This is a genomic window from Neolewinella aquimaris, from assembly GCF_014197245.1.
In the GTDB taxonomy this organism is placed as follows: Bacteria; Bacteroidota; Bacteroidia; order Chitinophagales; family Saprospiraceae; genus Neolewinella; species Neolewinella aquimaris.
This window is the reverse complement of sequence record NZ_JACIFF010000007.1, coordinates 70,473-92,439: the sequence shown is the minus strand read 5'-3', so window position 1 is coordinate 92,439 and position 21,967 is coordinate 70,473. Positions and strand designations below refer to the sequence as shown.

The 21,967-nt window shown below is 60.3% G+C and carries 17 protein-coding genes; 7 read left to right on the top strand and 10 right to left on the bottom strand.

Features of this window, described 5'->3' with window-relative positions:
- Window positions 1–10 precede the first annotated feature (10 nt).
- Window positions 11–883, bottom strand: a complete 873-nt coding sequence (locus GGR28_RS13615) for a DUF6503 family protein (protein WP_183496359.1) — start codon at window positions 881–883, stop codon at window positions 11–13.
- A gap of 206 nt (window positions 884–1,089) precedes the next feature.
- Here GGR28_RS13615 and GGR28_RS13610 point away from each other — a divergent pair, with 206 nt between their 5' ends.
- The 3 genes from GGR28_RS13610 to GGR28_RS13600 all read left to right on the top strand — a co-directional run bounded on the left by GGR28_RS13610 (window position 1,090) and on the right by GGR28_RS13600 (window position 4,656).
- The gene (locus GGR28_RS13610) at window positions 1,090–3,339 is read left to right on the top strand and encodes a glycoside hydrolase family 2 protein (protein WP_221233894.1); all 2,250 of its coding nucleotides are present in this window, start codon (window positions 1,090–1,092) and stop codon (window positions 3,337–3,339) included.
- Window positions 3,340–3,358: 19 nt separating this feature from the next.
- Window positions 3,359–3,895, top strand: coding sequence for a GNAT family N-acetyltransferase (locus tag GGR28_RS13605; RefSeq protein WP_183496357.1), 537 nt, complete (start codon window positions 3,359–3,361; stop codon window positions 3,893–3,895).
- 278 nt (window positions 3,896–4,173) lie between these two features.
- A complete protein-coding gene (locus GGR28_RS13600; protein WP_183496356.1) occupies window positions 4,174–4,656 on the top strand; it encodes a hypothetical protein in 483 nt (160 codons plus the stop codon).
- A gap of 358 nt (window positions 4,657–5,014) precedes the next feature.
- Here GGR28_RS13600 and GGR28_RS13595 read toward each other — a convergent pair whose 3' ends face one another.
- From GGR28_RS13595 to GGR28_RS13585, 3 genes are read right to left on the bottom strand one after another with little or no spacing between them, the layout of a single operon-like run.
- Window positions 5,015–5,983, bottom strand: coding sequence for a succinylglutamate desuccinylase/aspartoacylase family protein (locus GGR28_RS13595; RefSeq protein WP_183496355.1), 969 nt, complete (start codon window positions 5,981–5,983; stop codon window positions 5,015–5,017).
- A complete protein-coding gene (locus GGR28_RS13590) occupies window positions 5,964–6,917 on the bottom strand; it encodes an ATP-grasp domain-containing protein (protein WP_183496354.1) in 954 nt (317 codons plus the stop codon). Before GGR28_RS13590 ends, GGR28_RS13595 begins: the two co-directional genes overlap by 20 nt.
- Window positions 6,914–8,350, bottom strand: coding sequence for an ATP-grasp domain-containing protein (locus tag GGR28_RS13585; RefSeq protein ID WP_183496353.1), 1,437 nt, complete (start codon window positions 8,348–8,350; stop codon window positions 6,914–6,916). The genes GGR28_RS13590 and GGR28_RS13585 overlap by 4 nt, the downstream gene beginning before the upstream one ends.
- Before the next feature lie 209 nt (window positions 8,351–8,559).
- On the opposite strand from GGR28_RS13585, the gene GGR28_RS13580 reads away from it, so the two are divergent.
- Complete coding sequence (locus tag GGR28_RS13580) at window positions 8,560–11,388, top strand: TolB-like translocation protein (protein ID WP_183496352.1); 2,829 nt, start codon at window positions 8,560–8,562, stop codon at window positions 11,386–11,388.
- Here GGR28_RS13580 and GGR28_RS13575 read toward each other — a convergent pair.
- The 4 genes from GGR28_RS13575 to GGR28_RS13560 form a co-directional block, all read right to left on the bottom strand.
- Complete coding sequence (locus GGR28_RS13575; protein WP_183496351.1) at window positions 11,385–12,044, bottom strand: CBS domain-containing protein; 660 nt, start codon at window positions 12,042–12,044, stop codon at window positions 11,385–11,387. The two genes, GGR28_RS13580 and GGR28_RS13575, sit on opposite strands and share 4 nt — an antisense overlap.
- A 33-nt stretch (window positions 12,045–12,077) precedes the next feature.
- Window positions 12,078–13,016 (bottom strand): TPR end-of-group domain-containing protein, encoded by a 939-nt coding sequence (locus GGR28_RS18895; protein WP_221233893.1) that lies wholly within the window; start codon window positions 13,014–13,016, stop codon window positions 12,078–12,080.
- Between the two features lie 76 nt (window positions 13,017–13,092).
- Window positions 13,093–14,334 (bottom strand): PP2C family protein-serine/threonine phosphatase, encoded by a 1,242-nt coding sequence (locus tag GGR28_RS13565; RefSeq protein WP_183496350.1) that lies wholly within the window; start codon window positions 14,332–14,334, stop codon window positions 13,093–13,095.
- Between the two features lie 23 nt (window positions 14,335–14,357).
- Window positions 14,358–16,592 carry a hypothetical protein gene (locus tag GGR28_RS13560; RefSeq protein ID WP_183496349.1) on the bottom strand — a complete coding sequence of 745 codons (2,235 nt, stop codon included), beginning with the start codon at window positions 16,590–16,592 and terminating at the stop codon, window positions 14,358–14,360.
- A 133-nt stretch (window positions 16,593–16,725) separates the two neighbouring features.
- Here GGR28_RS13560 and GGR28_RS13555 point away from each other — a divergent pair, with 133 nt between their 5' ends.
- Both GGR28_RS13555 and GGR28_RS13550 read left to right on the top strand, forming a co-directional pair.
- Window positions 16,726–17,925 carry a class I SAM-dependent rRNA methyltransferase gene (locus tag GGR28_RS13555; protein ID WP_183496348.1) on the top strand — a complete coding sequence of 400 codons (1,200 nt, stop codon included), beginning with the start codon at window positions 16,726–16,728 and terminating at the stop codon, window positions 17,923–17,925.
- A gap of 42 nt (window positions 17,926–17,967) precedes the next feature.
- Window positions 17,968–18,690, top strand: a complete 723-nt coding sequence (locus GGR28_RS13550) for a glycosyltransferase (protein ID WP_183496347.1) — start codon at window positions 17,968–17,970, stop codon at window positions 18,688–18,690.
- Window positions 18,691–18,755: 65 nt separating this feature from the next.
- Here GGR28_RS13550 and GGR28_RS13545 read toward each other — a convergent pair whose 3' ends face one another.
- Window positions 18,756–19,097 (bottom strand): hypothetical protein, encoded by a 342-nt coding sequence (locus tag GGR28_RS13545; RefSeq protein WP_183496346.1) that lies wholly within the window; start codon window positions 19,095–19,097, stop codon window positions 18,756–18,758.
- A gap of 254 nt (window positions 19,098–19,351) precedes the next feature.
- Here GGR28_RS13545 and gyrB point away from each other — a divergent pair, with 254 nt between their 5' ends.
- Window positions 19,352–21,316 (top strand): DNA topoisomerase (ATP-hydrolyzing) subunit B, encoded by a 1,965-nt coding sequence (gene gyrB / locus GGR28_RS13540; RefSeq protein WP_183496345.1) that lies wholly within the window; start codon window positions 19,352–19,354, stop codon window positions 21,314–21,316.
- Window positions 21,317–21,395: 79 nt separating this feature from the next.
- Here gyrB and GGR28_RS13535 read toward each other — a convergent pair whose 3' ends face one another.
- Window positions 21,396–21,914 carry a Dps family protein gene (locus GGR28_RS13535; RefSeq protein ID WP_183496344.1) on the bottom strand — a complete coding sequence of 173 codons (519 nt, stop codon included), beginning with the start codon at window positions 21,912–21,914 and terminating at the stop codon, window positions 21,396–21,398.
- Between the last annotated feature and the right edge of the window lie 53 nt (window positions 21,915–21,967).

The window sequence follows — 21,967 nt, the reverse complement described above, 5'->3', positions numbered from 1 at the left end:
CCCGTACAGCTTATTCCGGAAGGTCGCTATACACCTGGGCGTCCGCGGGGCGGTCGAAAAAGGTTTCCGGCAGGTCGGAACGGTAGGCGTAGTCGGATACCGTAATGTCGGTCACGGGCTCGCTGATCCGGCCGTCGTTCCACATGTGGGTGGTGTAGCCGGTGGGGAGGGTGATGCCGTCGACCTTCGTCTTACCGGTGATCTTCATGATCTTTTCGGGGGTGTTGCCGCCGTCGGGAAAGTAGCCGGGGTAGCTGACGATGTACCGCAGGGCGTCAAGTTGTCCGGTTTCCGGATTGAGGTAGAGCACGTAGTAGTCGCCGGAAGCGTCGCCGGTACCCTGGTCGTAAGTAACCTTGACGAGGTCGTAGGTGGTGCCGTCCAGTTCCGCGGCGGGGAGCTCCTCGAAGTTGATGCCCGCATCGGCGAGTACGAAGGGCAGGCCGACGAAGTAGTAGGGGGTCAGCGACCAAAAGCGGGGGCTCATACCTTCCACGCGATCACCGTCGGGTGACCAGGCATCCCGACCGTCAAAGCCATAGCGAACGGTAGTATCACTGGCCAGTTGGTGTACCGCGCGGCTGTTGACGTAGTCGTTGGTGACGTAAGTGTCGCGCGGATTTCCGTCGTCCAGTGGCCGGTAGTTGAAGTGGTAGTAGAGCGGTCCGTTGCCGTACCAGCTTTCCAGTCCGCCGTGGGCTTCAATGGCGCGCATGACCTTTTGGGCGGGGGCGCTGGAGCTAAGGCGTTCGGTGGCTGCGTCAATCCGGTCGGCGTAGGGGTCGGCGGGTGCCTCGGCGATTGAAGTTTCCGTCGGTTCGGATTCTTGGTTTGATTCGCAGCCGAGCAGTAGCAGCAGCAGGGGGAGGAATAAATACTTCATTTGCTCTTTTCGGGTAGACGCTTAGGGGGTGAGGTGGGTTTAGCCGAGGGTGCCTATCCTCCCAATCAATTGCGGTGCACCCATGTCCCCGGCAAATAGAGAAGTTCATTAACTTGGTCGGACCACTTTCTATCGATCAACGCACCCCCATGCCGGTTTCCCGCAGATGGCTCCTAGCCGTCCTATTTTTATCTGCTGCCGTACTGATGGCCCAGGAAGAAAACGTCCTCCAGTTTCAACTGTCTACCCCCTGGACCGACGAGGTCAGCCAGGAAACCCCCTGGAACGTCTATCCCCGTCCCCAGCTCACCCGCGACAACTGGGTCAATCTGAACGGCAAGTGGGATTACGCGATCACTCTCCTTGCCCAGACCACCGCACCCAAAAAGTACGACGGCAAGATCCTGGTACCCTTCGCGGTCGAATCCACCCTCAGCGGCGTGAAAAAGCTGGTGGGCAAGGACCAATACCTCTGGTACCGCCGCAATTTTACGGTACCGCCGCGGACGGATGGGGAGCGACTTTTACTTCACTTTGGAGCCGTAGACTTCCGCGCTACGGTGTACGTCAACGGCCGGGTTGTCGGGGGTCACGAAGGGGGCTACGTGCCGTTCAGCTTCGACGTGACTGACTTTTTGCGGCGCGGCGGCGCGCAGGAGCTGACCATCCGGGTTTGGGACCCCACCGACGCCGGATTGCAACCCCGCGGAAAACAAGTCAGTGAGCCCGGCGGCATCTTCTACACCCCGGTCACCGGCATCTGGCAGACGGTCTGGTTGGAAGCGGTGCCCCAGGAATACATCACCTCACTGAAGGTGACGCCTAACGTAGATGAGGGGGCCGTCGATCTGCAGATTAACACCACCAGCCTGAGCCGCGACCTGAACGCCCAGGTGAGCATCAGGGGTTCAGGCGGTCAACCGGTGGCCGGGCAGACCGTGCCGCTGGTGGCCGGGTCACGGGCGGGAGCCGTGCGAATCCCCCTGCCGAACGCGCGGTTATGGTCGCCGGAGGACCCCTTTCTGTATCCGCTAACCGTCACCCTCACCGATGGCTCGGGAAAAAAGCTGGACGAGGTGGGCAGCTACGTCGGTATGCGGAAGGTGAGTCTTGGTCCGGACGCCAATGGTCATACGGTAATGCTGCTTAACGATATGCCCTATTTTCAGTTCGGTCCCCTCGATCAGGGGTGGTGGCCCGACGGACTCTACACCGCACCCACCCCGGAGGCGATGGTGTTCGACATCGAGATGACCAAAAAGTGGGGCTTCAACATGCTGCGCAAGCACGTCAAAACCGAGCCCGCCACCTTCTACCACGCCTGCGATACCCTGGGTGTGCTAGTGTGGCAGGATATGCCGAGCGGTTACATTCACGACCGTTCCTTCGTTGCCCCCGAAGCAGCCCGGGACGCTCAGCAGCCCTTTACCGATCGCGTTCACTTCGAACGGGAATACCGGGAAATGATTGATGCCCTGTATAATTTTCCGAGCATCGCGATGTGGGTGCCCTTCAATGAGGGCTGGGGACAGTACGACACCGAACGTATTGCCGACTGGACCCGTGCTTACGATCCGACCCGGCTGGTCGACGCGCCGAGCGGCTGGACCGACCGTGGGGTAGGAGACGTGTACGATGCGCACCTTTATCCGGGCCCCGGTATGGAAGCCCCCGAAGAAAATCGCGCCTCGGTGCTGGGAGAGTTTGGCGGACTCGGCCTCGTCGTCCCCGAGCATCTGTGGTGGGATAAGCGCAACTGGGGCTACCAGAGCTTTACCAATCAAGCCGAACTCGATACCGGCTTCCGGGAGCTCATCGAGGCGCTGTACGGCCTGCGCAGTCAGGGGCTTGCCGCTGCCGTCTATACCCAAACCACCGACGTGGAAGGGGAGGTGAACGGCCTGATGACCTACGACCGAAAGGTGATGAAGCTGGATACCACCACATCTCCCGCACTCTTCACTCCCCTCTACGCCCCGGCGGCGCGGCGGCTACCGATTCTGGCTACTTCGGAACTGGAACCCCGCCTGTGGGAAATGGTCTCGTCTGAAGATGGTGATTTGCTGACAACGGGTGAGCTGCCCGAAGATGCCGCACTGCGGCGGGTGAATGGCCCCTTCGTCACCTACGCCGATTTTTTTCAACCCAAGGGGACTGGCTGGAATGCCGAGGAGTACCTCTACCTGACCCGCCACTTCACTGTGGACCGGGTGCCGGATCACCTCTTTGCCGAGTTCATCAATACGCGGGTGGACTTTGTGGTCTACCTGAATGGCCAAATAGCAATGGACGTAAGGGCCGGCGGGGGCGGCTTCGGCCACTATACCGTGCGGCGCATCGACGGGGCGAAGGCTCAGTTGCGGGAGGGGAAGAATACCGTTGCCATCAGGGTAAAGGGTACAGGAGCGGATAAAAACCTTTCTTTCGACTTGGGCCTGTTTGGTACCGAGGACTAAGATGCCGTAGTTATCGCCAATGATCGACCTGCGCCCGATTACCCCCAGCGACCAGGGTGCCCTAATGCACCTGATGCAGCGCATCTACCCGCCCGCCTACGCCCATTTCTGGCCGGATGATGGCGCTTGGTACGTCGAAAGTCAGTTCGGGGAGGAAAACTTCTCCCGGGAGATTCAGGCCGTGAACGCGGAATATCACTTTGTGCTCCAGAAGGATCTTCCCGTAGGAATCATTCGCTTGCTGTGCAACGTATCGCCCCCTGAACACCCCGAAAAAAGGGCCATGAAGTTGCACCGCCTCTACCTCGACCAAGCCGTGCAGGGTAGGGGACTCGGCCGCCAGGCCATCGAGTGGGCGATCGGTCGGGCGCGTACCACCGGCCACGAACTGCTCTGGCTCGAAGCAATGACCTGCGCCCCCCGGGCCATAGATTTTTACACGCGCATGGGCTTCATGCACTCGGCAAGCTATACGCTACACATGCCCCTCATGCACCCCGAAATGCGGGGGATGTGCCGGATGGAGCTCGCGGTTCCCGGCATCCTGCCGGGGTAGAGTGGTTCCCGGCATCCTGCCGGGGTTGGATTGGTTTCCGGCGTCTCGCCGGGGTTGGATTGGTTCCCGGCGTCTCGCCGGGGTTATTGCGGGTGATGATAAGCATGAAGCTTCGATGGAGACCGCGGCGAGACGCCACGAACCGGTTGGTTCCCGGCGTCTCGCCGGGGTTATGTTGGTTCCCGGCATCTCGCCGGAGTTTTTGTGGGTGATTAACCAACCCCCCCACTAACGTTTCTGTAAACAACCTACGTCTTACTGGAAACAGCCGATCCACTATGGACAGATTGATCCTGATATTGCTCCTGCCGATCCTTTCCCTCTGCGCCTGTGAGAAAGATGATGTAGTCACTCCTCCCTGCGCGATTGACCTGTTCATCGTTGGGAACGTAGGGGGGTGGGGCGGTGGCTATGCCTTGAAACTGGAAGATCATCAGCTTTACATCAGCCGCGACCGTGCCGGCGTGGATCTCGATCCCGAAGCTCTCGTCAGTGGCGGCTGGGACGTTTACGGCGATGCAGATGACCTAAGTAGAATAGATTCCCTACGCGCAGACCTGCCTACCGGCCGCTTCCTCCCGGAAAACGAACGCTCAATCTGCCAAGCATCCATTGTCGATGGCACCTGCCCTTTCGTGGTGCTAGTCGATGAAGACGGAAAGGTCGGTGGCTGGACCGCGGAGCCGGGAATTACCGCCGCGCCACAGGAAGACTACATGGACCGGGTAGCACGCGTGGTGAATGAGGTGGTGTACGAATAGAGGGGCGGTGGTTCCCGGCGTCTCGCTGGGGTTATTGCGGGTGGGGACAAGCATGAAACTTCGATGGAGACCGCGGCGAGACGCCACGAACCGATGGCCGCGGCGGGACGCCACGAACCGGTTGGTTCCCGGCATCTTGCCGGGGTTATTGCGGGTGAGGATAAGTATGAAGCGTCGATAAAGTCCGCGGCGAGACGCCACGAACCGATCCCGCGGCAGGATGCCACGAACCGTGCCGAGACGCCACGAACCGAAAGCCGCGGCAGGATGCCACGAACCGAGACCGCGGCGAGACGCCACGAACCGATCCCGCGGCAGGATGCCACGAACCGATACCGCGGCGAGACGCCACGAACCGCTAGAGGATGCCCAGGTGCAAAATGCGGCCGCCGCTGCGGTTGACGGGCATGGTGCTGCGACCGATCACGATGCCGTCTTCCGGGGCCAGGTACTGCTCCTTCAGGCTGCCGAAGACGTCGCGCTGGGTGGCGATGAGGTCGCCGGCCTTTACTTCCTGGAGCAGGTCTACGTCGACCGTGAGGAGGCCACCGGTGTGGGTGTAGATCCAGTAGCTGCGCTTGCAGATGACGGGCGGGGACGCAGGAGCAATAATCTCGTCGTCGGTCATTCCCAGGTGGGAGAGTACATTGTGGACGCCCTCGATGCCGCTACGGATGAGGGTGCGCTGGTAAACGCCGGGATTGCCGACTTCCAGGGTAACGGCCGGAATATCCAGGGTATCCGCAGCACCGCGGAGGGTGCCGTCGCTGGGGGGATTGTGTACGATCAGCTGGGGATTTTGGAGAATGGCCAACTGACGGGTGGCTTCCTGAGACATATCGGCACGCACGTAGTAGCTGTTTATACGGCCCCGGCTGGCAGTGTGTAGGTCCAGAAGAAAGTTGAAGTGGCGGATGAGGCGATCCATCAGTCGGAACGCATACACTTCACTGGCGCGCCCGTTTTCTTTGCCGGGCATGACGTGGTTCAGGTCGAATCCATCGGTATACACCCGGGTCTGGCGCAGGAAGGCAGGAATGTTGACCACCAGCACACCAACGATGGTACCCCGCAGCTCACTAACGTCGAGGTCGCCAAAGAGGCGCTGGATCACCCGGATGCCGTTGAGCTCATCGCCGTGGACGGCGGCCGTCACGCCCAGAACCGGACCTTCTTCGGTACCCTTGGCTACGAGCAGTGGTACACGAACGGGCTCTCCCAGTCCGTCACTAATGATGCGCAACCAGTAGCGGCGAATCGTAGCGGGCGGCTGATCGATGTCGGAAAGCGAAAATATGGTCGGGGTCTCAGCGGGTAAGGTGGTCATAGCAGTAGGAGAACAGTTCGTTAATGGTTTGTTGGAGGATGGGGCGGCCGGTCTGGGCCTCCGCCTGGGGAAACCCGCCGATGCTCAGGGTGTTGATTTCCGAGAGCACCCGCTTGCCTTCGTCGTTTACCAGCGTATCCACCCCACAGAAACAGATGCCGTGCCGTAGCAGTTCCGGCGCGAGTGCTTCGACGAGCGCAACTTCTTCCGGTTCTACTTCGGCACCGATCGACTTGCCGCCCCGGGCCACGTTGCAGAGCCACTCGCCCGGGGGAGGGATGCGCAGGGAAGCCGCCAGGATTTTTCCGTTGACGACCAGGATGCGCTTGTCGCCCTGACTTACGTTCCTGAGAAATTTCATGGCCAGGTAGGGCTCCGTGAAGTCGAGGTTGAGGGGATCGTCCGGTCCGTCGACCCGTACAATACCCTGGCCCCCGTAGGCCCGCAGGGGCTTCAGCACCAGGGGGAACTGGCGAGCGAACTCCCGCGTTTCGTCCGCCGAGTGTACCAAGCGCGCCGGGGGCGTCCATTCCGGGAAATTGAGGAGAAAGGACTTGTCACCCGTTTCCTGAATACCGGTGGGGTTGTTGACTACAATGGTGCCGTTCCGGTGTAGCGAGGCGTAGCGAGCCGTATCCACCGGGTGCGGCAACCGGAGCCAGACGACGTCGTAATCGGCCGGATCGAGGGGGGAGAGGTCTCCGGAAAAGTGGGCACCGTCGGGGCGGTAAAGGAGTTCGCTCTTAACCCGGAAACCCTGCACCCGCGTCCCCGCACCGTCGAAAAAATCCCGGTTACGGGCATCCCCCCGGCTGGCTACGTCGATGTGCCGGCACCGCGGATCACGGGCCAGGGTGTTGATGAGAGAGTAGACGGAATTCTGGGCGCTGTGGGCGCTGTGATCGGTAAGAACAAGGAAGGAAAGTGGGGTCATGCCAGGATTTCGGAGAGGAGAACGGGGTCGTTGTTGAGACCGGAAAACAGTCGTAGACTGAACTTACCCTTGCTGTTAAACAACTTGCGGGCCATTTGGTCGATGGCGATGGTGCTGAGCACCGTCTGGATGTACGCTTCGATCAGGTCGTCGAGTCCGATGCCGAGCTTGTTGAAGTCGCGGCGGTCCATGAGCAGCAGGCGGTTGGTGTCGCTCGACCACTGGTTGTCGCCGAGTTTTTCACTCAGGTTGGTGCCGAGCATAGACCAGGATTCGGCCCCCGCGTCGAGGGTATCGGTGAGGGGGTCGGCGGCGCGGCGGCTGTAGCAGGCCAGGGGGCGTAGTCCGTTTTCGGTGCTGCTGACCATGAGGCGGACGTCGCTGACGAAGGTGCGGCCCTTCTTGTCGGGTATGGTGCCGACGTGGAAGAACTTGCCGTCGCCGCCGGTCGAGCTCCAGCCGTAATTGCCGATGAGGCTTTGTACGATGAAGCGTTCGTAGTCGATGGGTTCGGCCATAAAGGCGTCGAGTTCGCGCCTGTTGGTGATCGTGTATACGCCCTGACCGGCGTTGGAGTAGGGCACCTTGACCACGGCCTGACCGCCGAGTTTCGCTACCCACAGGGGGATTTCGTTGCGGCTCACGTCCCAGATGGTTTCCGGGGTGTGGATTTTGAGGCCGTACTTACGGATTTCGCCGTTGTAGAAGTCGTAGGCTTTGGCGGCCACCATCTTATTGCGGCCACCGGCAAGACAGGTGACGATGGGATTGAGGATGCGCGTTTTGCAGTTGAGGGGCAGCCGCGTCCAGGGGCGCTGGGTGAGGTAGCGGAAGGCGGCCCGCAGGCGCACCCACTCCCCCTCGTGCAGGGCGAAGAGCCACTCGTCTTCCACCTTCAGTTTGCGCTCTTTCGCGCCGTAGTAGTCGCTGATGTAGAGCACGTCTTCCTGGAACACGTCGGCAATCGTGGCGGCGTAGCCGCTGGCTTCCATGGGGTTCTTGTCGTAGATCACGGCAAGGCGTCCTTCCTTCTTCGATTGTCTCTTTTCGACCAGCGGCCGGAAGGTGCGTTCGACGAGCAGTCGGTAGCTGCCTTCTTCCTGGTGGTCGTCGAGCAGGGGCATCGACTTTTGTCCGGAGGGGCAGGAGTTGTTTTCGATGATGACCATCCGGCGGCGGCCCTGGGCGGTGGTTGCGTTGATCAGGTCGGCTCCCCCCCACAGAAAATACTTGCACTGATAGGCGAGAATTTCCCTTAATCCGTCGGGGTCGACTAGGGGGTTGAGGTGGCAGTAACGGGTCACGATGCGCTCCGGGTCCAGGTTCATGAAGTAGCTCACCATCGGGTGGATCGTGGCGTTGAGCGCTTTGGGGTACCAGTGCGACTCCGCCTTGAAGGTGCCGGGTGGGACGTTGGTGATGGTGTTGGTCATGCGATGAACATTGAGACGCGGGTAGGCTGCACGGACTATTTACGGCCGCACGATTGTTGGTGGCTAGGGCGGGGTATTCCGATAAGGCGGCAAAGAACGGGATGTTTTGCCGATGGTCGGTAAATGTTGAATGGATTCGGAATACTCGACGGCGGATGCACAATTGCGGGTTTTATTCAATCTTGTGACTCCCAAGCACTTTCCCCTCCATGCGGTCGACCCTCCTTCTTGTTTTCCTTTGTTCCCTGACCAACCTTTCTTCCCAAAACATTGGCCTGCACCCACCGGAGGTCGACTGGCAGCAACTGCGGGGTGACCACGTCCGGGTTATTTTCCCCGAAGGGTACGAGGCCCGGGCCAGGCGGGCGGCAAGTCTCATCGACTGGATGGCCACCCGGCATACGGGCAGCATTGGCGAGGCCATTTACAATTTCGACTTGATTCTCCAGACCCCCAATATGACCATCAACGGTTACGTCGGACTGGCCCCCTTCCGCTCGGAATTCTACGTCACGCCCCCCCAGAGTTTTAATTTGCTGAGCGGAACCGACTGGGTGGACCTGCTCACGATCCACGAATTCCGCCACGTGCAACAGAACAGCAACGAGCGACGGGGGCTCACCAAGGTGATCAGCTACCTACAGGGCCAGCAGGGGTGGGCGGCCTTTTCCGCCATTGCCACGCCCAACTGGTTCAGCGAGGGTGATGCAGTTGTCGCCGAAACGGCCCTGAGCGCCTCGGGGCGGGGTCGCACGCCCGCATTTAGTAAAGATCTGCGTGCGTTGTTGCAGCGTGACATTGTCTACCGCTACGCCAAGGCCCGCAACGGAAGCTTTCGCGACCTCGTCCCCGACCACTATCGCTACGGCTACGCCATGACCACCTTCGCCCGCGAACGCTTCGGTTACGACGTATGGAAACCCGTACTACAACAGGCAGCGGCTTACCGGGGAATGTTCTATCCCTTCAGCCGTGCACTCAGGCGGGAGACGGGCTATACCACCGGCCAATTGTACCGGGCCACTATGGCCGATCTTGAGCAGCGGCAGGATAGTGTACTAAACGTCGATCCGCCCTCCCGACCGGGCGAGTTGATCGGTGGTGCCGACCGGGACATTCGCAACTACCGGTTCCCCTTTATGGATGAGGGGGGAAGGTTACTGGCCCTGCGCAGCAGCTACCAGCGCCTGCCGGCCCTGGTGTGGGTAAGGCCGGGGCAACCGGATGAGGTAATCACCACCACGGGGATCCAGCGGGAACCCTGGCTCGATGGGGGAGCGCGCCTCGTCGTCTGGACCGAGTACCGTCAGGACCCTCGCTACACCAACCAGAATTATTCCGACCTGATCGTATACGAACTACAAACCGGGCTTCGGCGCAAGCTGAGTGAGTGGGGGCACTACGTAGCCGGCAGACTGAGTGCGGACGAAAGCCGGATCGCGGCGGTGTGGTTCGATCCGCTGGAGGCGGGGCCCGAATTGCGGATCCTGGAGGTCGCCTCCGGGGAGGTCACCCAGCGCGTACGCATCGATGCGAATAACGTGGCCTGGCCCGCCTTTTCACCCGACGGGCGAACCGTGTACTTTTTTGCCCAGGCTGCGGATGGGATTTCCATTCGGGCGTGGGAACCGGCTTCCGGGGCGGTGGAGGTTGTCCGGGAAGCCAGCAACGATCCCGTCGATATGCTCACCGTGACCCAGGACGGAGCGCTGCTTTACTCCGGCGGTCGTACCGGAGTGGACAATGTCTATCGACTCGATCCCGCTACGGGACAAACCGCGCAGCTGACCGATGTAGCCGTTGGTGCCTACTTTCCGCAGCTGAGTGGCGATACCCTGTACTTCTCCAGTCCGACCCCCCGTGGTGAGCGACTCCATCAGCTAGCGGTTGCGGGGCCGGTTGCCGGAATCGAAGGACGTAGCCGCCCGCAAGCGGGCATCTTCGAGCGCCCTGTGGCCTACACGGCGGAACAGTACGATCTGCCGGCGGAAGTGGTGGAGCGGGATTATCCGGTCAACGATTTTTCCAACACCCTCGGTGGGATCAAACTACACAGCTGGTCCTACAACGGCAGCTACGTTACGCCGGGCTTATCCGTTGAGTTTGCCAATGCGCTGAACACCTTCGAGATGTCGGTCGATGGACTGTACAACCTAAACGAAGACCGGTATTCCGGTGGGGCCACCCTCACTTACGGCGGATGGTTTCCCGTCGTTCAACTTCAGGCCCAGTACCGCGATCGAAACACCGTCGTGCAGGAGGCGCGGACCGATAGCCTGCGCTTCTTCAATCAGGAATTCAGTCAGCTCACCGTGGGGCCCACCGTCACCGTTCCCATGCAGTGGGTGGCCGGCAATACGGTCACCGGGCTGGCCCCTTCGGTTGGGTACCAGTACTACGCTCTCCGCGATGCTGAGCAGGGGAGGTTGCCGGACAATTTCGGAAACCTGGCCCTGGGCGTCGACTTCAGTTCACTGCGGCGGACGGCCCTCCGCCAGGTGCAGCCGCGGCTCGGGGCAACGGCTCGACTGAAGTTCGACCGCGCGCTAGGGGGTGATCGACTAGGGGAGCGCCTGTTGCTTCAGAGTTCGGTGTACCTGCCGGGCTTGTTCGTTACCCACGGTCTGCGGCTTGACCTCGACGTACAGCGGGAGCAAAGCGAGAACCTCTACCAGTACCCCGACGTGTTCCGCTACGCGCGGGGCTACGAGCAGCCACTCAACGACCGGGTATTCCGCTTGGGGGTCAACTACCAGCTTCCGCTACTGTATCCGGACATCGGTCTGCTGGGTATCACTTACTTCAAGCGAGTACGTCTCAATGCCTTCTACGACTACAGCCGTTTTGCCATCGATGCGTTCGACCGACTGGAATTTACGGAGAGCAGCGTCGGCGGTCAGTTCTTCTTCGACAACACCTGGCTTAATACTGTGGACCTGGCCGTCGGGGTTGAACTGGCTTACCGGCTGGAGCAGGATCTATTTTCCCGGGAGGCCAACGACCTACGGGTTCGGCTGCTGTTCAGCGGGAGCTTCTAGACGTTGAGGTAGTTGATTAGGCTGTCGAAGCGCTCGCGCAGGGTATCCTGCAGTTGCTTTTCGTTGAAGCTGGCCTTGACCACGTAGTTGAAACGCTCGAAGGTGGCAATGGTGCCGGCGATGCTCTGGCTGTTGAGCTTGAGGGTCACCTCTACCTGATTGGAATCGGTCATTCCGCGAACGAAGGAGCTCAGGATGATGGCGTTGTCGCTTTCCACGATCCGGGCGATCTCGGCGAGGCTGTAATCGTGGCGCCCCATTTCCAGCACGACGATGGATCCGGGATCGCTGAAGGTGCTGGACTGGGCAAAGAAGCGCAATAGGTCTTCTCCGGTGACCATGCCGACGTACTCTCCGTCGCGGTTGATGACCGGTACGACGGTGAGGTTGTTGTCAACGAGCTGCCGCATCACGTCGTAGAGGTGATCGTCGGGGAAGACCGACGGGGGCAGTTGGGCGGTGCGGTAATTTTCGACCGTCTCCAGGGGGTCGGCGTCGAGGACGTCGCTTTCGGAGATGACGGACACCAGCTTGTGGTTGTCGACCACGGGGAGGTGGCGAATGTAGAACTCGTTCATGATCTCCAGGGCTTCCTCTCCGGTATCGGAAGGACGCAGTGGAACGAGGGCGTCGGTGAGGAGGAAGTCAGCTGTCATCTGGATGGGGAAAGTAGGTAAAATAATCGGGCCTTAGCCGAGCAGTCGCCGTTTTTGGGTGGTAAATTCCACTTCGGTCAGCAGCCCCTTTTCGCGTAGGGTAGCCAGCCGTTGCAACTGCTCGAGGAGTTCATCGTGTACCGGCCCGTTGTTGGCGGGTTGCTCCGGAGCGGCGACCAGGGGGTCCTCCTCGTTGGAGATGCGGACGGGCTCCGGGGTAGACAGGCGAAACTGATTGTTCGCAAAGTCGGGGAAGGCCCGCTGGATACGCAGGTAGGCCAGGCTGTCGTGGGTGCGAATGCGGTCGAAATCGTCGAAGCCGAGGGCGACGGCGCGATCGAGGTGGTAGAATGCCCGGTCGGCTTCCTCCTCTACGGAGTAGGCACAGGCGATGTTGAAGTGGGAGGCGACGTCGCGCGGATTCTTTTCCAGTGCCCGCTGAAAGGCGGCGATGGCTTCTTCGTATTCGTACTCCCGGAAGTGGCGAACCCCCGTTTCCCGGTCGGACCGGCCGGGGTCCCGGCGGACGGACTTAGCGGCGCGCGCCGGTTGTTCTACGGGCTGCTGGTTAAACCGTTCCCGGTCGCGACGCTCGCGTTCGCGCTCCTGCTCGGCCCGCTGTCTTTGCCGTTCCTGGAAGCGTCGTTCTCGGTCGGTCATGCTGCGCTGTTTTTGGTATGGTTGACGGTTCCCACGGTGGTTGCCGGAAGCGGAAGTCGGGGCCAGCGATTCATTGTACTTGAGGTCGAATTCACGCGGGTCCATCGAAAGAAAAGAAATGGCATCGATGATGCCAAAAATGAGCGCCAGGGAGATCAGCATCACGGTGAACGGACTGGGCCCGGCGGACAGGGCAAGAACAAAGAAGAATACCTGGGCCATGCCCATTCCCTTCTGGCCTAAATAAAACCGCTGCAGGCCAATGATGCCTCCGAAGAAAGCCAGAATTGCCGCGATCGTCTTATCCTTCATCTCACTACGGGGAACGGATAGCGGGCGGTTTTCGTTCTTCCCGAAGCCTACTTTTCGCCGGTCTGTTGAACAACCGTCATTCTCCAAAAATTCGGCACGTCAGAATGGTGAGATCGTCGGGGTACTCGTTGTCCTGCCTGAACTCTTCCAGCTTGGCCAGCAGGTTCTCATTGAAGAGGCCGGCGGAGCGGTAGTGCTGCCGGCGGGCAAATTGGTACAGGATCTCCTCTTCGAAGGTTTCGCCGGCCGCACTCTGCAGGTCGGTAAGCCCGTCGGTATAGGTCACGATGAGGGCCTGGGGGGGTAAATCGACGGTGCCAACCTCCAGCACCGGCAGCTCATCGATGGAACCCAGCACGGTGGTCCCCTTGTCGAGGAGCTGGAAGCCGTTCTCGCTCACCAGGACGGCGGGCGGGTGACCGGCATTGACGTAGTGAAGCTGGTGAGCGCTGCGGTCGTACTCGGCAACGAAGAAGGTGACGAAGCGGTCGCCGTTGGTGATCCGGTACACGCTTTCGTTGATCTCGGTGACGAAAGCGTGGAGGTCGGTACGCTTCCGGATCAGGGTGTGGAAGTTGGCCTGAAAGTTGGCCATGAGCAGGGCGGCGCTGACCCCCTTGCCGGTAAAGTCGCCAATGCAGAAGACCAGCTTGCCGTCGGCGAATTCCCGGTAATCAAAGTAATCGCCCCCCACGCCGAGCTTGGGGCGGTAAATGGCGCTGAGCTCGTAAAAATCGTTGGTGGGCAACTCCTTCGGGATCAGCATCTGCTGCACCTTCGCGCCGAGGTCAAGGTCGGCCTCCAGTCGCTCCTGCTCGATCTGTCGGCGAAACAGCCGCTTGTTTTCGATGGCCACCGCGATCACGTTACTGATGGTGGTGATGATCTGTACGCGCTCAAACATGTCCTCCTCGTCGGTGAAGCTGCCGATGAGGATGAAGGCGATGGGGCGCTCCTTGTGGAGTACCGGTACTACGTGCTCGAAGTGACGAAACAGGGGATGATCCGGCTCATCGATGTTGCCCGGCCGCTTGAGCCGTTGTAGCTCGTCGGCGTAGTCCAGGTCGGTAGGCAGGTCGTCGACGCCGATGGAAGTGGCCAATTGCCAGCGTTCGTCGTGTTCGCTTTCCCGCACGAAGAGGGCCATTTCGTTGACCCCCAGCTCGCTGCTCAGGAAGGAGCGGTACATCTGAAACAGGTCCCCCGCCGAGACATTGTTGTTGATGGCCTGGGTGATCTGCAACAAGCGGCGCACCTGCAACTGCCGGAGGTGAAGTTCGCGCTCGAGGCGATTGATGCGGGTGAGGGGCTGCGCCATGGGGTAAAGGTAGAAAGGGAAGCTTAATCCAGAAGCTGTAGAAGGGCATCGATTTGCCGCTGCTGGACCGGCTCGTCGAGGGCGCGCAGCACCTGCACTTTTTCCGATTCGGTCATGTGCAGGGAGACCGATGTGCGCAGGGGATCGTCCTCCCGGGGCTGGTAGTTGAAGCGGAAGAGGTGGAACTTAGTAGGGCCGAGGGTACGGGAGAGTCCGGCCAGCAGGGCTTCCTGGTCCAGAATCTGGAGGCTGAGGATGTTGCCGGCCACGCCGAGCGGACTGAATAAACCGCTGATAACCCCGCGCTGCCCGGTCTCGGGAATTTCCTGCTCGCGGAAGGCGCTGATCTGTAGTAGAATGACTCCGGAGGTATTTTCTTCGATCCAGTCTTTGAAAACGTGAATAAAGCGGGAGGCCGAAGCGATGCCGTAATTGTCGCGGTAGCCGGCATCCATCAGGTGAACCAGTGGTTCGGTGGGCAGGCTCACCTGCGGCAGCACGTAGGGATAGGAGGCGTTGGCCCGCAGGGCGGAACTGAGCCGCAAGCTGTCGGCGTCCTGGGCGTGCAGAAAACGACCGAAATCCACCATATCGGGGGAAAGGGGAATGTTCCCCGTATACGCCTCGGGCGGCACCATCATGTAACTCACGCCCTGGGGGGAAATAACCATCCTGCGCCCGTCCTCCACGATGCTGGGCGTCACGAAGAGCAGGGGAATGGAGGCGGCCTTCTCCGCGGCCCGGTATTCGGAGAGCGGGCGGTCGAGCAGGTGATCCGTGGCGAGGTTGTAGGCCCGCTCGAAGGCGTAGCCCCGGTCGCGTCGGTAGCGCTCGTCCCCAATTCGGATCCGGCGGAAGGGCAGGAAAATGTCGTTGCTGACGATGGAAAAGGCCACGGGGTTGAGGAGATCGCGGCTGACGCGGTCGAGCCGGCGCAGTCCGTTGGAGCGGAAGGAGGGCGATTCCAGGTAGGTCTCCCGCAGGTAGGCCAGACCCAGCATGCCCCCGCTTGCCCCGGTGATGAGGGCCGTGGATTCGATGAGGCGGCCGTTGCTGCAGGCTTCGATGCTCTGGGCGAGGTGGGTGGCCCATAAAGATGCCGTGAGGCCGCCCCCGCTGGCACAGATCACCACCATCTTTGGTTTTTGGGTGGGCTGCTTTGCTTTCCAGCGGTCGAGGATCTGCCGGGTGGCCTCCAGGTCTGCCCGCAGGTTTTCGGGGCGGTAGAGGCTGGTGAGGGTATCGAGTGAGTAGCTGGCGGGCTCATCGTACTCCAGGCCGTAGGCCTGATTGCCGTGGTCGAAGAAGGCCGTACTAGTGAGCCAGTTCACCAGGATCAGGAGGAGCACTAGCAAGGTAAGCCGCCACTCCGAGAACCAGTAACTCACCGCACCGATGATGGAAACGAACAGGCTGAACAGAATAAAGAAGCTCGCCCCGGCCGGGATCTGAAAGGTGGGGTAGTCGATCAGCAACCCGAGTGCGATCAACACGGCGATCGTCACGAACTGAAGGACGAGGGCGTTGAAGTGATTCTGGCGGAAGATGTTCTTGAGCAGATCGGTTTCGTAGTGGGCAACCGACCGGACGCGCTGGGTGCGCAAACTCGCATTGAGGTAGGTCCTGACCTGAAACGGATTGTCGTACAGGTTTACCATCTGCGGGCCGAGGGCGGAGGCCTCGTAGGGGCGGTAGCCCAGCCCGGCCTGCAGGCCGGGGCCGCGATTGGGTGGCGTTTCCCGCCCCGCGGTGTAGTAGTTAATGTCCCGGTTGGTGAGGTTGAAGTAGATCGAGTAAAGAAAGAGGCTCAGTACCAATCCCATTGCTAATCCGGAAAGCCCCTGCACCTGCGTTACCGCCCCCTCCGACGACGGATGGAAGCGAATCAGTAAGGTGCAGTACGTCAGGAATACCCCGAGGGGTAACAGGGCGTTGTTGATGCAAAATTTGAAGAACGGGCGCGACAGGCTGGCCAGAAAGTTGAAGTAGCCGCCCAGCAGGAGGTAGGTGCTCAGGTTCCAGCTCATGGTGAAAAAGCCGAAGGCCAGGCCCACGATCAGGAAGGAATAGTAGCCGCTCTCTCCGAGGTATTCGGGATCGAGGAAGAGGTACTGCAGGCCGAGTTGCTGGCCGAGCGCCCCGCTGATCATCAGGAGCAGGAGCAGCCACATCCCGAGCAGCAAGAAATTGCTGCGCAGGTGCAAGAGCAGCAATTGCACGGGGAAGGAGCGGTAGATGTCGTGCGGGGTGAGGCGCATGTTGCGACCAAATTACCCCTATATTTGCCCGCCCGAAAGGATGCCCCCGGAAAATATCTTCCGCCGGTGTTTCGCTGCGGTGGTCGTCACGGCCCGGTGGCGGAAATTTGCAATCCCCCCGCTCATAGTTTAAATGGTCGAATTGACTCCCCAACGCCTCGCCACCAAGCTCACCCCCCAGGGCGAGCGCATTCTCCGCAGCGGCCACCCCTGGCTCTTCGACGGCGCCGTGGCCTCGGTGAAGGGGGAAGGAAAGGCCGGCGACCTAGCCATTATTTTCGACCGCAAGAAGGACAAATTCATCGGCGTCGGCCTGTACGACCCCGATTCGCCGATCCGCATTCGCGTACTCCACCAGGGAGAGCCGGTGAAGATCGATACCGCGTTTTTCTCCGACCGCATTCAGGCGGCCCGCAAACTCCGGCTGCCCCTGCTCAAAAAAAATACCAACGGCTACCGACTTATTCACGGGGAGAACGACGGAATGCCGGGACTGATCGTCGACGTCTACGCCGACGTGGCCGTGGTCAAGCTGTACAGCCCGAGCTGGTTCCCTTACCTGACCGATCTGCTGCCCCTGCTGCAGCGTGCGGCGAAGGTGGAGACCGTGGTCCTGCGGCTGGCGCGGGTGGTAACGGCCCGCCCGGGAATGGCCAACGGAACCGTACTGACCGGCAGCCTGGCGGCCAATGAGCTTACCTTCCGGGAACACAATGTAGAATTGCTGGCCGACGTCGTAAGCGGACACAAGACCGGCTTTTTCCTCGATCACCGCCACAACCGCAAGCGGGTGGGGGAGTTGGCTACCGGACAGGACGTGCTCGACGTGTTCAGCTACGCCGGTGGATTCAGCGTGCACGCCCTGCACGGCGGCGCGTACCGGGTGGTGAGCCTCGACATCAGCGGTCCGGCCCTGGAGGTCGCCCGGCGCAACGTGGCCCTGAACTTTGGCGACGATCCGCGTCACGAGACCATTGAGGGAGACGCCTTCCAGGAGTTGGAGCGACTGGCCCGGCAGGGGGAACAATTCGGGATCGTGGTGGTCGACCCACCCAGTTTCGCCAAGCGGGAGAAGGAGGTTCCCAGGGCGCTGGATGCCTACCGCCGCATCAATACCCTCGCCGTACCCCTCGTAAAGCCGGGGGGCATCCTGGTGGCGGCTTCCTGTTCGGCCCGGGTGAGTGCCGACGATTTCTTCGCGACCGTAGCGAAGGTGATGAAGCGCAGCGGCCGGGAGTACGAACTACTGGAAAAAACCTTTCACGACGTAGACCACCCCATTTCTTTCCCGGAGGGGGCCTACCTCAAGTCGGTGTATTACCGGCTTGCGTAGCGCGGGAGGTCAATCCGAAGCGACAGTCTGCTACGTACTTAAATGCCCCAAAGCGCCGATCCGAAAATGCAGTTACACCTAATTATTCCCGTTGTCAACGAAGTGGATAACCTGCGCAACCTGTTGCCCTACCTGGCCGGTGAACTAGCCGGGCGGGGTACCATTACGGTAGCGGACGGGGGAAGTACGGACGGCACGGCGGAACTGCTGCGGGCGGGGACGCAGGTGCGGTATCTTTCCTGTAAGCAACGCGGACGGGCGCGACAAATGAACGAAGCGGCCCGTCTTGATGCCGACCGGTACGACGTGCTTTACTTCGTACACGCGGACACCCGGCCGCCCCGGGGATTTTACGATGACATTTGCCGTAGCGTGGAAGCGGGCAATCCCGTGGGGTGTTACCGCTTTCGCTTCGATTCCCGCCACCCCCTGCTGGCGATCAATGCCTTCTGTACCCGGTTCGGAGGACTGGCCTGTCGGGGCGGCGATCAGTCGCTTTACCTAACCCGGTCCGCCTGGGATGAGCTGGGCGGCTTCGACGACGGCATGCAGATCATGGAAGATTACGACATCATCCAGCGGGCGTGGAGCCGGTTTCCGTTCCGGGTGATGCCCCGCTCCGTTACGGTTTCGGCCCGCAAGTACCGGGCGAACAGTTGGTTCCGGGTACAGATGGCCAACCTGAGCGTCTTCAGAATGTACAAGCGCGGCGCTACCCAGCGGGCGATGGTGGAGGAGTACCGGAGGAGGCTGCGTCCGTGGTAGCGTGCGTCATGCGTATCCCGAGTTTAAGCATCGAATTTTAGTTCCCTTCGCTGGATCCGGAGGGGTTAGATGATCAGCGACACGAGCAGCAGCACGGCAAGTGCGTCCTTGTGGTTCTTGCGGACGCGGTAAAACGCCAGGCCTACTACGAGGAGCATACCGACCAACAGACCGGCGATAGCCTGGTACATCTTCCCCCGGTTGGTCACTACGGGCGCGTCGGGTGTTTCTGATTGGGGGGAGGTCCGAAACTGGAGGGAGGCCCGGGGAAGGTAATTCCCGTCTAAATTCAACAACAGCGGCACTGAAATGGCGGCATCACCGAGGGCGGACGGCGCCGGCGCGGCACCACCGTCGGGCCGGAAACAAAGCAGCATGAGCGCCGCCAGAAAACTTACAATTTTCACAGTAGTGCAGGTTGTTGGTCGGTCTTTTCGGGGTCGCGTGGGGCAGTCGATTTCTGCCATCCCAGCTGCCACGCGTCTGGTATACCGCACTTCAATTTACGCGCTTTTTTGTAAGTCCAGCTTTTAACGTGGTTTAAGTGGCGTTTGCCCGCTTTTGCCCCCCTTTTCACGGCTCCCGCGTACCCGCCCAACATGCCTTTTTGGCGACGGGTCGGAGCTAGGAAAACTGGCATAATTTTTGTACTTTTGTAGCTATGACAAAGAATAACGAGCTGAACCCGAAAGCGGGTTATGACGCCGGAAATATCACCGCGCTGGAGGGGTTAGAAGCGGTAAGGAAACGTCCAGGAATGTACATCGGGGGCACCGATACCCGGGGACTGCATCACCTGGTCTGGGAGGTGGTCGATAACTCCATCGACGAGCACCTGGCCGGTTACTGCAGCCGGATCGATATGATCATCCACGAAGACAATTCCATCACCGTTACCGACGACGGTCGCGGTATCCCCGTCGACCTCCACGAGAAGCTGGGCAAGTCGGCCCTGGAAGTGGTTATGACGGTGCTCCACGCCGGCGGTAAATTCGATAAGGATACGTACAAGGTTTCCGGCGGTCTGCACGGCGTCGGTGTTTCCTGTGTGAACGCCCTTTCGAGCCACCTGCGCGCCACGGTCAACCGTGACGGTAAGGTGTACCAGCAGGACTACAGCGAAGGCAAACCCCAAAATGAGGTCCACGTGGTCGGTGAATCCGAGCACACCGGTACCACCATCCTGTTCAAGCCGGATGCGACGATCTTCGAGTCGCTCGTCTATAAGTACGAGACGCTCGCTAACCGGATGCAGGAACTCGCCTTCCTCAACAGCGGGCTGCAGCTGAGCATCAGCGACGAACGGCAGACCGACGACGAGGGCAAACCCCTGCGCAAGGAGTTCTACAGCGAGGGCGGACTGGCCGAAATGGTCAAGTACCTCGACGAGGGCAAGCAGGACCTGATCGAAGAGGCCATCTACGTAAAGTCGAAGGAAGACAACGTAGAGGTCGAGGTGGCCATGCAGTACAACACCACCTACCAGGAGAACATCTACTCCTTCGTCAACAACATCAAAACCCGTGAGGGGGGTACCCACGTCAACGGCTTCCGCCGGGCGGTGAACCGCCTCTTCACGAAGTACGGCGAAGAGAACGGCCTGTTCAAGAAGCTGAAGTTCAAGGTCAGTGGCGAGGATTTCCGGGAGGGACTCACCGCCGTGGTATCCGTTAAGGTTCCCGAACCGCAGTTTAAAGGACAAACGAAGGGAGAGCTCGGCAACAGCGAAGTTACCGGTATCGTCAGCCGCGCAGTAGGAGAGAGCGTAGGTCACTGGCTGGAAGAGAACCCCAACCAGGCCAAGCGCATCATCGATAAGGTGATTATCGCCGCTACCGCCCGTCACGCCGCCCGCAAGGCCCGCGAGATGGTGCAGCGCAAGAACGTGCTCACCGGTACCGGCCTGCCCGGTAAACTGGCCGACTGCTCCAATAAAGACCCCGAAGGCTCCGAGATTTACCTCGTCGAGGGTGACTCGGCCGGAGGAACCGCCAAAATGGGTCGCAACCGCGCCTTCCAGGCTATCCTGCCCCTACGTGGTAAGATCCTTAACGTGGAGAAGGCCATGGAGCACAAGATCTACGAGAATGAAGAGATCAAGAACATGTTCACCGCCCTGGGCGTGAGCATCGTGGAGGGCGAGCACGGCGAACGGGTGCTGAACCTGGAAAAACTGCGCTACCACAAGATCATCATTATGTGTGATGCCGATATCGACGGCAGTCACATCGTGACCCTGATCCTCACCTTCTTCTTCCGCTACATGCACGCCCTCGTCGAGGGAGGCTACGTCTACATTGCCCAGCCGCCACTGTACCAGGTACGCCGCGGTAAGCAATTCCGCTACTGCTGGACGGAGGACGAGCGCCGTGAGGCCATCGCCAACTACAGCAAGAGCGAAAACGACGGTGCCGTGAAGGTGCAACGCTACAAGGGTCTCGGTGAGATGAACGCCACCCAGCTTTGGGAAACCACCATGGACCCCGATACCCGCATGCTCCAGCGCGTCGAGATCGAAGAAAGCTCCGAGGCCGACCGCGTCTTCAGTATGCTGATGGGAGACGAGGTGCCGCCTCGCCGCGCCTTTATCGAAGCTAACGCCAAGTACGCGAAGGTCGACGTGTAAGCTTCACACACGATACGGACGAAAAAAGCCCCGACTCAGTGAATGAGTCGGGGCTTTCCATTTTAGCTGCGAAGGGGAATTACTGCAGCTCCCGGGTAGCTTCGAAGAGGAACCAGGTACGGCGCTCGGTGGCGTTGAGGTAGTCCTCGAGGAGGCTGGCACCGCCGATGTCGTCGGCTTCGTCGCAGACGCTGTGGGCCTCGCGCAGGTTTTTGGCCATCTTCTTGTTCTCTTCCATCAGGTCGAGGAGCATATCGCGGGGAGCGATCAGGGCATTGTCGTTATCGGTGACGTTCTGCAGCCGGGCTACGTGGCCTACGCTGGTGATCGTTTTGCCACCGAGTTTGCGCACGCGCTCCGCCAGGGGGTCGACCGTGGTGATCAGCTCCTCGCTCTGGTCGTCGAGCATCCGGTGGTAGTCGCGGAAGTTGCGGCCCGACATGTGCCAGTGGTAGTTCTTGGTTTTTACCCACAGGGCGATCAGGTCGGCGACCAGAGGATTGAGGGCCTTCACGACCTTCTCGACGTTTTTCGGGTCGAGGTCGGTGGGCGTGTTGATTTCTTTTTTAGAGATATTGTTGGCGGGTGATTTAGACATTTCTATTTGATTTGTTCCCTCTCTCAACGTGAGGCGTACCGGCCGTGTTCGGC